This is a genomic window from Candidatus Omnitrophota bacterium (genome assembly GCA_040755155.1).
GTDB lineage: Bacteria > Hinthialibacterota > Hinthialibacteria > Hinthialibacterales > Hinthialibacteraceae > JBFMBP01.
The window spans coordinates 1-11,753 of the sequence record JBFMBP010000038.1 but is presented as its reverse complement, the minus strand read 5'-3'; the positions used below and the strand labels follow the sequence as shown (position 1 = coordinate 11,753).

Below are 11,753 nucleotides of genomic sequence, written 5' to 3'. Positions count from 1 at the left end.
AGCGGACGATAGACAGAATCCATCGCCATCGCTCCGGCATTGTCGCTCTTCATCAGTTTCAGCAGCGTGATGAAGATGAAAAAGTCCTCCTGCTCGCCGCGATAGAACGCATACGGCTCTTCGGCGACGGCGCGGCGGTATTCTAGGGCGCAGGCGTCCGCCAGTTCGCCGCTTTCGATCAGGCTTTCGGAATAGCGCAGCAGGGCGTTATTCCAATGGCGGTTGATGCCGTCGTTGAAGATGGCAAGGCTCTCTCCACCGCGTCCCAGCCGCTTGAGAAATTTGGCTTTGGTCAGCGAAGCCTGGCTGAAGAGGTAGGAATTCGCGTCCACATCCCCCAATAGCGCTTCCACTGCCGATAACGCTTGAGAATTTTCGTCCGGCGTGTTGGAATATTTCACCAGATCGTCCAATCCTTTATTCACGGCCTCGGCGTCGTTGGATTTTGCAACGGCGTTTAGCGCAAAATCGCGAAAATCGGCAGAGATCGGTCCTTCGTACATTTGCGCCGCACGCGCTAATTCACCGCAGATTAAGAGAGAAAAAAAAGAGCCAGTAAGCAGAAATAGTTGAAATCTGCTCATATCCAACGCCTCCTGTACGATATGATAATTATTATGCTGACGATAATGAAAAAAAAAATAGGTCAAGCCTTAACGGCAAAAATATCAAAAATATTTTTAGTGGTTTGGATAAAAAATGTGAAAGGAATAAAGGCGGGCTGCGCTTCGCTTTGAGCCTACCCTACATTGCTACATTGCTTTTTAGCCTGCACGATACGTTTTATTTCTCTCGCCCCTCCCCGCCGAAGCGCTTTGTTTCCCGCGCGTCCTGCCTTAGAATAGACTGAATTTTACGGGGACGCTTTACGAATAATCCGATTGTTTTATCCCCGTCAAATCATAACGCAATTCATATTTTTTTCGATAAAGGAGTCTGCTCATGAGAAGACGATTTTTCCTTTCCGCTATTCTTTTGGCTTCCATAACGGTTTTGCCTTTCGTTCTCTTGTACGGCTGCGGAAAATCTGGAGAAAAGAGCGAAACGGGCGAAAAGAAACTCTCCATCGCCGTCATTCCCAAAGGAACCGCCCATATCTTCTGGCAATCGGTTCATGCGGGGGCGATGAAAGCGGGCAAGGAATTCGACGTCGATATCCAATGGCTCGGCCCGCAGACGGAAACGATGAAGGAAGTGCAGCGCTCCATCGTGGACGATTTCATTGTTAGCAAGGTAGACGGCATCGTACTGGCGCCGCAGGACGAGAACGCCCTCGTTTCCGCCGTGGAAAAAATCGCGGACGCGAACATTCCCTGCGCCATCTTCGATTCCGGCATTAAAACGGATCGATATCTCACCTTCGTGGCTACGGACAATTATAAAGGGGGAGTATTGGCCGCCGAGGAAATGGGCCGTTTGTTGAATGGCAAAGGCAGCATCATCATCACGCGCTGCGATCCGGGCAGCGATTCCACCAACCAACGCGAAAAAGGCTTTGAAGAGACGCTGGCGGAGAAATTTCCCGACATCAAGGTCGTCGCTTCGCAATACGGATACAGCGACCGCGATAAATCCCGCGCCGTAACGGAAGACATGATTTCCGCCAATCCCAACGTCGACGGCATTTTCGGATCCAACGAATCGAGCACCACCGGCGCGCTGCTGGCGCTGCAAGCGTTGAATCTCGCAGGCAAGAAAATCTTCGTCGGCTTCGACTCTTCCGACGACCTCGTCAAAGCGTTGGAGAAAAAGGAAATCCATGCGCTGGTATTGCAGAATCCCTTCAATATGGGTTATTTAGGCGTCAAAGCCATTGTCGATCATTTGAATGGTTTGCAAGTGGAACGCCGCATCGACACTGGCGTTTATCTTCTGACGGCGGAAAACATGAACGAGCCGGATAAGATGCTGCTGTTGAAGCCCGACCTGTCCATTCTTACGGAGAAATGACGGATTGTGGAATCTTTACTGATCATGCGCAATATCCATAAGGCCTTCGGCGCCACGAAGGCTTTATCGGGAGTCGATTTGGAAGTTTTTCCCGGCCAGGTGCATATCTTGGTAGGAGAGAACGGCGCGGGTAAAAGTACGCTGATGAAAATTCTCACCGGCGTGCATAAAGCCGACCAAGGCGAGGTTCTGTTCCAGGGAAAGCCGTTCGCGGCGGCTCATCCCAAAGCGGCGCTGCTGGCGGGCATCGCCATGATCTACCAGGAATTCAACCTGGCGCTGCAACTGCCGGTTCATTCCAACATCTTTCTCGGTCATGAAAAGAGGGAGCGGGGCGTGGTGCGCGCCCAGGAACAACGGGAGGCGGCGCGGGAAATTTTCCGGCGGCTCGATTCCGACATCGATCCCGACATTCCCGTCAGCCGCTTGGGCGTAGCGCAGCGGCAATTGGTGGAAATCGCCCGCGCTCTCAGCGTGAACGCCCGGCTTATCGTCATGGACGAACCGACGGCGGCGCTTTCCGAAAAGGAGACCAAGAAACTGTTCGAGGCGATCCGCTCGCTGAAGAACGAGGGCGTCGGCATTATTTATATTTCCCATTATCTCGAAGAATTCGGCGAGATCGGCGATGTGTATACCGTACTGCGCGACGGCGAGAAAGTGGGCTATGGCGAGATGGCTTCCGCCACGCCCGACAGCCTGATCCAAATGATGGTCGGCCGCAAGATCGAAGACCTTTATCCCAAGAGCGCGCACCCGCTTGGCGAGGTTCTTTTTTCCGTAACCAACCTGCGCAGTTCCAACGGAACTCAACGCGCCGACATCGAAGTTCAAGCGGGGGAGATCGTGGGCGTCGCTGGTTTGGTCGGCGCCGGACGCACGGAGATGCTGCGGGCGCTCTTCGGCCTCGATCCCGGACAGATGGACGAATTGAAGATTCGGGGCGTATCGGTCTGGCCGCCGAAACCGCGCAATTTCCTGAAAAACGGCGTGGGCCTGCTCAGCGAAGACCGGGCGGGCGAGGGGCTGGCGCAGGATATGACCATCGCCGCCAATATGACCTTATCCATCCCGGAAAAGGTCAGCCGCCGCGGCGTTCTCTCCTACAAGAAAATGCACAATCTTTCCCAAGACCTTATTCAGCGGGTAGGAGTCAAGGCGGAATCGCCGGAACAGAAAGCGAATCAACTCTCCGGCGGCAATCAGCAAAAAGTGGCGTTGGCGCGCCTGTTGGGCGGCGACAGCCAAGTATTGTTGCTGGACGAACCCACGCGCGGCATCGACGTCGGTTCCAAGGTAGAAATTTATCACCTGATTGACGCACTGGCGCGCGAAGGCAAGGGAATCCTGATGGCTTCGAGTTATCTGCCGGAGTTGTTCGGTCTTTGCGATTCCCTCTACGTCATGGCGCGAGGACGGCTCAGCCGGAAATACGCCATCGAAGAGATCAACGAAGACGGCGTCATGGCCCTGGCGACGGGCGTAGCGGATGAGATAAACGTTTCCGCCGTTGGATGATAAAAAGTAGGATGGGTCGCGTTTTTTGACCCATCGTTTCTAACGTCTATAGCAAGGCGGGGTGGCTAGGGCTAGGTTGTTTCTGACCTTGAATAATGCCCCTCTTTAAAGAAGAAAAGAAGCCGATCATGTTAGCTCGATACCTCGATAAACCCATGGAACAATCCCATTTCGAGAAAATTGAGGAAGAAGGGATTTATTGGGGCGAGATTCCCGGCTTGCAAGGCGTATGGGCGAAAGATGCCACCCTGGAAGGATGTCGCAATGAACTGCGGGAAGCGTTAAGCGACTGGATAGCGTTACGGTTGCGGTTAGGATTATCGATGCCCGTGAGCTTCTTACAAAAATGATAAAGTCCACTTTTTTTATTCTCCCCCCAAATTTGGGGGGAGTTAGAGGGGGGTTGATTTTATTAGACTTAAAACAACCCCCTCCTAACCTCCCCCAGGCTTGGGGGAGGAATAATATAGTTTTGCAAGAGGCTCCTGCGATCACAGGCGCGGCATTGTAAAAACGATGGGTCAAACAACGCGACCCATCCTACCCAGTTAATAGAATCATTTCGGGAGGTTTTTGCGTGAGCGGCAACGTTGGAAAGAATCTATCGGATAAATTGTTGATGCTTTCGGGGAAGTTGGGACCCGTCTTTGCCCTGATCCTGGTGATTGCCATCTTCGGCTCCATCAAGCCGGATTTAGTTTTCAGTTTTCAAAACTTCAGCAACGTCTTTGGGCAGACGGTAGTGATCGCCATCGCCGCCGTGGGCATGACGTTCATCATCGTCAGCGGGGGCATCGATTTGTCGGTGGGTTCGCTGGTGGCGTTGGCGGGTGTTTTCTGCGCCATCGTCATCTCGACCGATAGAATGGCGGGCTGGGGCATGGGGCTGTCTATGGGGATTTTGGCGGCCTTGGCGACCGGCGCCGTTTGCGGATTATTGAATGGCTTTCTCATCACGCGCGGCAAATTAGCGCCGTTCATCGTTACGCTGGGCATGATGGAAATCGTCCGAGGCGTGGCGCTGCAATCCGTTGCGGGGTTGCCCGTTTATGGCATGCCCAGCGATTTCATCAAAGTGGGAAACGCCGTTTGGGAAATTACGCTGCTCGAAAGCCGCCAATTTTCCGAAGATGAGATCAAATGGCGGGGATTTGCCATACGATTGAAAGAGAGCGGCAATTCTCTGGAAATTCATCTTCGAGAACAATTATCGGATGCAACGAAAGCTCTGTTGGCGGAGTATAATCCTTCCGCCTCTCCTTCTCAGACATTGATCGATGGTTTACTAATCGACATGAATCGAATCGTCCAAGGTGGATTATTGTACAATCAGGAACGATTCGCGAACGTCTCGCTTCCCGCTTCTCTGCAAAAGAAAATCGCCCAAAATCCGCAAGGGAAGAAACTGGCTCATCTCAATCGGCTCTTACTGGAAGAAGCTTATCCCAGTCTCGTCAATAAGGGCGACTCCATTCTTCTCATCCCTTATTCCGTATTCATCCTGATTCCGCTGGCGCTGGCGGCGGGATTCGCGTTGAAATACACCGTTTTCGGCATTCAGACCTACGCCGTCGGCTCTAGCGAACAGACGGCGCGCTTATGCGGCGTAAATGTAGAACGCGTCAAACTGATCGTCTACTTCATCGGCGGCGTGACGGCGGGACTCGCGGGCGTTTTGCACGCTTCCCGCCTCAATTCCGGCCAGCCGATGGAAGCGATGGGCATGGAACTGGAAGTGATTGCGGCGGTGGTTATCGGCGGCGGCAGCCTTATGGGAGGCGAGGGAACCATCCTCGGCTCCATCATGGGCGCCTTCATCATCAAGTTTCTGCGCAACGGCTGCAACTTGGTGGAGATATCCTCGTTCGTGCAGAAGATCGTCATCGGCTGCATCATCATCGGCGCCGTCTACCTAGATCAACTGCGGCGCAAGTCCCTGGCCAGAAAATCGGGGACGGGATGACGGTTGGAATGATGAGTGATGAATGATGAATGATGAATGATGAAAAAAAAACAGGATGAGTAGGTAGGGTGGACTCAAAGCGAAACGTAGCCCACCAGTAATACCAATCTGCATTGAGATTGTCGCTTTTCAAATTCCTCTCCCAAGATTGGGAGAGGTTAGGTGGGGGTTGATATTAGTAGACTTATATTTCCATCACCCTAACCCTCTCCCAAAGGGCGAGGGAATTTATAAGCAACAATCCTAACGCAGAATGGTATAACAACATGATGAAAAGAGAATAGTCTCACAATAATCCGCCATTGCGATGGATAATCGAAAAAAAATGATTGTTAATTCAGAAGATTTTTCTTATCGTCAATATCCATAACGCCGCCGCCGTTAAAAACGCTATAACGGTGATTTGCATCCCCGCTTGAAAAGAGACGGGGGAATAGTCCATCTCCACGACGCGCATTCCCGCCTCGACCGGCAAGCCCCGGAAATAGTAATTGCAGCGTTCGATCGGCTGGGGCGCGCCGTCTACCTTCGCTTTCCATCCCGGATAAGACATCTCGCCGATGAATAGAAAGCCTTTTTCCGGCGTGAAGCCAGAGATGCGCAGGCGGTTCGGCCCCTGCTCCTCCAAATACCATTTTCGTCCTGGCGCCGGTTCGGGAAAGGTTTGGATTCGCGTTGCGTCGGAGACGATCTCGCTGACGGGATCGGAGGGGATGGCGATATTCTCTTCATCATTGCGGTCCGATGGCATCAAGGCGGGGCCGCCGGGATAGCGGGGGAAGAGAAAGACGGTGGATTCCTGGTTCTGATGATAATCTTCCACAAAAAGAGTTGCGCCCTTGATGCAGGCGAAGGCGTGAGAGATTCGCTTGCGCTTGTCGGGATCGGCGGCGTCGTAATCGAGACGGCTGCCGATATCGCGCAAGGCCGCCAACGTCGGCAGCTGCATCAAGTCGATGGCTTCGTCGCAGATGGCGCCTAATAGGAAATAGCCTTCGGTGACGGAATGGATGAACGCCTGCATCCGCAGGTTCTCTTCCGGCGGATTTTTGACGTAATTCGTCGCGTCGGCGGCGTAATCGGCGAGAAGATTGAAAACGGCGCTTTCTTCCACTTGGAAGGTATTGGGATTGAGAACGGCGAGATTGTAGCCGGTTCGATTCAAGGCGGTTTCCCGGCCGCCGACGAGAATGCTGGCGCGGTCTTTGATTCCCAAGGTTTTGGGAGCGGAAACGATTTGGATGGATTTCGGCATCGTTCGTTCGCTTCCATCTTCCATCAGATAGTATTGGGCGGGCAGGCGGTCTTGCCGGAGGTTTTCGAATAAGCGTTCCCAATCTTGGGCGTATTGCGCCGCCGTTTCCCATTGCATGGATGGACGTCCCGCCGTTTGGCCTTTGACGAAGAAATGCTCGTTGGTTTGCAGCGCGACGGCTTCCGTGGGAGAAAGGATTTCCAAAGCGGAGCCGATGGGAGCGCCCTTGCGGCCCACGATGGCGTGAGCGTATTGATATTGATAGCGAACGTCGACGGATGCGCCGATGGTCCGCAGCGCCGCGAGTCCTTCCGGCAGCAGCATGTTGGTGGCGTTGTCGCCAACCGCCGCCATCACGATTTTTCCGTCGGGGATGGCGGCGACGAAATCCATCATTCGCCGATGCTCGCGCCGCGATGGATCGTTCAAGCTGAGCATGAGATCGAAGGCGGCGGTTTTTTCGACGTCGCCCGTATAGGGATCGGCGACGGCGAAATAGTAGCCTTTCGATACGTCTTCAATATCCGCAAAATGGTCGACGCCGCCGATTACGAGATGCGCTCCGGCCTGGACGGCCTTGGCCGAACCGCTGGCCAGCAGAAACGGCTTTGGGAAAATCTTTTTTTTCGCCGTTATGGCTTCATACGATTCGGGTGCCGCGTTCGTCAAGACGACTTGATCGAATGGAAACGATTGCAGTTTGAGCAGTGCTCGCTGGACAGGGAGATCGGCTTGAAAGGCATCGTAAAGAACACGCGCCCGTACGGACGGTTCGTTTGTAAAATACAACCGGTTGGTTTCTCTGCTGACGCGGGGCATGAGCGCGCCCGCGTCGGTGAGAATCGCCCCTGCGCCTAGTAATTTATATAAGGCGTAATTCGGCTTGTCCGGAATGAGGAGAGCTGTGTCCTCGCGCAGTTCCAGATGGAGGCGCGGCGTCAGGGGCGATTGTCCGTCCAACTCGCGGAAGTTTTGGGCGGCGCCGTGATAGAGCGTGCGGTCGCCTCCAGCGTGGAAGAAAACTTTCGTCCGCAGATTCCAAGAGGATTCCTGAAGGCGCTTCACTTCCGTATCAATGCGATAGCCGCCGGGTCCTTCCTGCAAATCCAACAAGCGGTAATGCGTTCCCAGGTCGATCCAAGCGAGAGCGATGGCTAAGACGGCGATGGTTCGAGGCGATATTTTTTTCAATTTCGCCAAATGAAGAAGCAATAAAAATGAACCGCCAAAGAGAACGAGCGAGAACAGGCCGCTGATGAAACGCCTCCATTCCTCATCGTAGAATTCCGGCGAGGGCAATTGGCTGGCGATGGCTTTCATCGCCTGGACGCTCGTTTCCGACTGCATTCCGATGACGAGCAGGAGGAGAATCGCGGCGAGCAAGGCGGCGATAAGCAACAGGGCGCGGTAATAGCCCGCCATACGCTCGCGGTCGAAGAGCAAATTCGGTTGGCTCAGCAAATCGGCGCCGCGTCCCGCCATTAATGCAATGGGCAGGCTGGCGAAATAAATCCAGCGGCTGGGGGCGCGCACCCAGGCGACGCCGGGAACCAGGAGATAGGATAAATCGTAGAGAAAGAAATTTTCTCCCAAGGAAAACAGGATGGATAAGACCGACGCTGTCAATAAAAAACGGTTCGTGGAATCCAACGGCGCCGCCGTTACCGCGAAAAGAACCAATAGAAAAGGAACGATTCCCCAGTAAAAAACTTCCACCTGGGTCCAATAATGGAAAACTTCCGGCAGAAAGGCGTCGAGCAATTCGTAGGGAGGCAGGGAGTATTCCGAACTGCTGCGAAAAGCGTCTACGGAAGCCCGTTCGCCTTGTTGGATTAACTCCGCCGTGGGCAGCCATTGAATCGCCGTCAAGGCGAAGGAAAAGAACGCGACGCCGAAGATGACGGCGAGGCGGCAGGCGATGGCGGGGAACGTTACGGCTTCTTCGCTGGTTCGGGAAATGGCGGCGTGAAGCATTCGGGCGCCGACGAACAGGGTTGTATAGAGCGAGGCTTGCGGATGTCCGGCGGAATAGGCCAGCGCCAGCAGGAAGGAGAGTTTCAACAAGCGAAGAGGCGCGCGATCTTGAATCCATCGTTCAACTTGCAACAGCAGCCAGGGCAGCCATACGAGAGTGAAAAGCATGTTGACGTGCTTTTTATGGGCGCAATGAAAGCCGCAAAACGTATAAGCCGCCGCCGTCATTCCCGCGCCGAGAGGAGACAAGCCCATAAAACGGGCGAGACGATATGCGCCCAAGCCCGCTAGGAAGAAATGGAGCAAAACCAGCCATTCCGTAGCCGTAAAGGCGGCTGGAGGCGATGCGGCGAAGGGCAGCAGCAACCAGTTAGGCGGATAAAAGAAACCGGCTTCGCAATTGGCTATCCCCGGCCATCCGCCGAATTGATAAGGATCCCATAAAGGGAGAAAGCCGGAAAGCAAGATGCGCTGCAATCCCATGCGGGCGGGATAGTCCTTGACGAAAATATCGTCGGAAAAGTGCATCCGGTCTTGGGGAGTGGGAATCCATACTCTCCACCAAAAGAGCAGAATCGCCGCCGCCAGGATCAAGGAAAATAGAAATATTTCATGGGAAGGCCAATATTTTTTCATGAGACAATTGGATAATGCGAGCGTTTTCCCTTTTTAATTCGGATATTCTTTCTGCGCGTATAGGATAACAAAGGCGGGATGATTGGGCTATGACTGGGGGGATTTTTGGAAGAAAAAAGGCGGCTTGTTGGGCCGCCTTTCGAACTGATGGATTTTCCCCCCTAAAAAAATGTTCTGCGAGTAATTCTAGCATTCTATTTTTTTTTCATTTTTCGTATTTTTCTCTTGACAATCCACGCTTGTTCATGATATTATTGCAAAAAATTCGGTTCTTTTAGTAAATAGGCGTTTTCGGCGTATTAATCAGATCATTAGTCAAATATTCTCATAATTCAATGAGGAGGCTATTATTATGAAAAAAACGCATTTATTTACGCTAATAAGCCTTATTTCGCTGTTTATTCTTTCTCTTATAGTCTTTTCCCCTCTATCTCGCTCCCAGGATTCCGCTTCCGCCGTGGAGCAGTATCGCCGTGCTCGCGATCGAATGCCCCTCTCGCTATGCCGAACCAACGCCATTTCCGCCATCAGCAAGCAGCAGGACGCCGAAACCCTCAAGGCAGCTTTGGAAGATTTGCTGAAATGGTCGGCGACGGCGCAGGAGAATGAGGAAGCGTTGCAGTTCATCGGCGCCGTGCTGGCGAAACTGCCCGCCGCGGGCGCAGACCATCAAAAGGTAATGCTCTTCAAAGGCAAAGCGTTGCGGCGCTTAGGACGAAGTGAGGAAGGCGACGCCATCTTCGCGCAAGCCTACGCGGAAAAATGGCCGCAGTTTCAATACGAAAACGAGCGCAGTCTAATGGAAAGGCGCGATTACGCCGCCGTGGCGCGTCAGGAATTCGAACGGGTCAGCGGGCGCATGAATGGCAGCCTTTACCAGGTTCCGCCTTTCACCGATGGCTTCGAAGACTTGGGGCTGTTTAAAATTTACCTCAACCGGCTCAAGGTCAACTCTCCCGAAACTGCGGCGATGGAAGCCGTATACGCTCCCATGGCGCAAGTCAAGGAACCGGCGCTGATGCTGGCCATGGCCAAAGCGCTGTGCCTTTCGGTCGACGGACGCTTTGACGAAGCGATGCAGGAGATCAACGGCGCGGAAGCCAATCTGAATCCTTCGGGCGATGCGCCTGCGGGGAAAGATATTCCGCTGTGCATGACGATGATCCTGATCGATTCGGGCGCCAGCCGCGACGCGGCGCAGGCGGAGTTTCGCAAGTTCATGGAGGCGCACGGCTCCGATTGGCATGTCATCTATACCGGCGGCGTTCGCTGCGTGCGCTCGCTGGAGGAGAGGTTCGAACAGCGCGAACGCATGGTAGATATAACCTCCCTGCTCATCGACAGCCCCATCATTCAAGACGCGACGGCGAGGTCGACTTTTTCCACCTACGATATCGCTCACCTCTACGATCTTCATCAAATCGGCTTGTCTTGGAGCGGCAAACTCGACGACGCGATGGAAATCTGCAAATACGTCATCAATACCTTTACGTTAAACAATCTTCCAGCGGCCAATTGCGCCGTGTGCCTCGCTCGTTATCTGAGTTCGAACAAACAAGATTACGACGGGGCGTTGGATTTGCTCAATGGCGTGGCCAGAGAAGCGCCGTTCGAAGCCATTATGCCGTGGGTTTGTCTTAGCCAAGGGGAGATTTTGAACAAAAAGGGAATGCGTATCCAAGCGCTCGGTTGCGCGCAAGACGCCATCACGCGATCCCTGATGTACGAGGGCGGAACGCTGAAGGGATGCCTCGACGACGCGCTGAAGTTACAGCAGGACGTATTGAAGAACTAAGGGGGAGAGTATAATGAAGACGAAACTTTTCTTTCTCAACCTGTTTGGATTGCTCGTAGTAGTTTTTGGCGTTAGCGCTTTGTATTCACAGACAATGATGATGCGGACAAATGCTTCTAATAATGATCCAATAACATCAGTCGAGAATTTACCTATGACGCCTACTCCTAACCTTCTAGCGTGTTTACCCCCTCCGACGCCAACGCCGACGGTATGCGACCCGTATTCTATCGATATCGATTGTGATGCAATTCTCAACGTAAACGACGGCGATGCGGATGGCGACGGAATACTCAATGAGAATGATCCAAATGATGATAACGATGCGTATCCGGATTATGAAGATAGCAGTCCCGGCGGACCAGGAACAACTCAAGGCAGTTGGGGATATTCTGGATGCCCTCAATGTTGGTGCAATGGTTGTCCCACCAATACGCCCACGCTTACGGCTACAAATACGCCTACCTTTACAATGACGCCAACGCCTACACAAACTCCGGCAAGAAAAACAATAAATCCATTTTATTATATAAGAGTAACAGGTCAGCCGCCTGAAGTAAGAAGAGTCGTCGAAAAATAATTGATTGTATAATTTCCCCCTTTACAAATTTCCTTATCCCATCTATGACTATCAATATAGTATACACATTGAATTGTAGTTG

General features: G+C 52.9%; 8 protein-coding genes. 6 read left to right on the top strand and 2 right to left on the bottom strand.

Annotated elements, in window-relative coordinates:
- Nucleotides 1–584, bottom strand: a 584-nt coding sequence (locus AB1656_04805) for a hypothetical protein (GenBank protein MEW6234686.1), incomplete at its 3' end; no start/stop codon positions are given.
- 358 nt (nucleotides 585–942) lie between these two features.
- On the opposite strand from AB1656_04805, the gene AB1656_04800 reads away from it, so the two are divergent.
- From AB1656_04800 to AB1656_04785, 4 genes are all read left to right on the top strand, one after another.
- Complete coding sequence (locus tag AB1656_04800) at nucleotides 943–1,950, top strand: substrate-binding domain-containing protein (protein MEW6234685.1); 1,008 nt, start codon at nucleotides 943–945, stop codon at nucleotides 1,948–1,950.
- 24 nt (nucleotides 1,951–1,974) lie between these two features.
- Nucleotides 1,975–3,468 carry a sugar ABC transporter ATP-binding protein gene (locus AB1656_04795; GenBank protein ID MEW6234684.1) on the top strand — a complete coding sequence of 498 codons (1,494 nt, stop codon included), beginning with the start codon at nucleotides 1,975–1,977 and terminating at the stop codon, nucleotides 3,466–3,468.
- 128 nt (nucleotides 3,469–3,596) lie between these two features.
- Complete coding sequence (locus tag AB1656_04790; GenBank protein ID MEW6234683.1) at nucleotides 3,597–3,818, top strand: type II toxin-antitoxin system HicB family antitoxin; 222 nt, start codon at nucleotides 3,597–3,599, stop codon at nucleotides 3,816–3,818.
- A gap of 227 nt (nucleotides 3,819–4,045) precedes the next feature.
- A complete protein-coding gene (locus AB1656_04785) occupies nucleotides 4,046–5,431 on the top strand; it encodes an ABC transporter permease (protein ID MEW6234682.1) in 1,386 nt (461 codons plus the stop codon).
- A gap of 337 nt (nucleotides 5,432–5,768) precedes the next feature.
- On the opposite strand, the gene AB1656_04780 is transcribed toward AB1656_04785, so the two are convergent.
- Nucleotides 5,769–9,296, bottom strand: a complete 3,528-nt coding sequence (locus AB1656_04780; GenBank protein MEW6234681.1) for an interleukin-like EMT inducer domain-containing protein — start codon at nucleotides 9,294–9,296, stop codon at nucleotides 5,769–5,771.
- Nucleotides 9,297–9,648: 352 nt separating this feature from the next.
- On the opposite strand from AB1656_04780, the gene AB1656_04775 reads away from it, so the two are divergent.
- Both AB1656_04775 and AB1656_04770 read left to right on the top strand, forming a co-directional pair.
- Nucleotides 9,649–11,091: a hypothetical protein gene (locus AB1656_04775; GenBank protein ID MEW6234680.1), complete on the top strand. Its 1,443-nt coding sequence runs from the start codon at nucleotides 9,649–9,651 to the stop codon at nucleotides 11,089–11,091.
- Nucleotides 11,092–11,104: 13 nt separating this feature from the next.
- Nucleotides 11,105–11,671, top strand: coding sequence for a hypothetical protein (locus tag AB1656_04770; protein MEW6234679.1), 567 nt, complete (start codon nucleotides 11,105–11,107; stop codon nucleotides 11,669–11,671).
- Nucleotides 11,672–11,753: the final 82 nt, after the last annotated feature.

Bases quoted from the DNA above. Each gene is read 5' to 3' on its own strand.
- AB1656_04800 (MEW6234685.1), top strand. From the start codon at position 943: ATGAGAAGACGATTTTTCCTTTCCGCTATTCTTTTGGCTTCCATAACG.
- AB1656_04795 (MEW6234684.1), top strand. From the start codon at position 1,975: ATGCGCAATATCCATAAGGCCTTCGGCGCCACGAAGGCTTTATCGGGA.
- AB1656_04790 (MEW6234683.1), top strand. From the start codon at position 3,597: ATGTTAGCTCGATACCTCGATAAACCCATGGAACAATCCCATTTCGAG.
- AB1656_04780 (MEW6234681.1), bottom strand. From the start codon at position 9,296: ATGAAAAAATATTGGCCTTCCCATGAAATATTTCTATTTTCCTTGATC.
- AB1656_04775 (MEW6234680.1), top strand. From the start codon at position 9,649: ATGAAAAAAACGCATTTATTTACGCTAATAAGCCTTATTTCGCTGTTT.
- AB1656_04770 (MEW6234679.1), top strand. From the start codon at position 11,105: ATGAAGACGAAACTTTTCTTTCTCAACCTGTTTGGATTGCTCGTAGTA.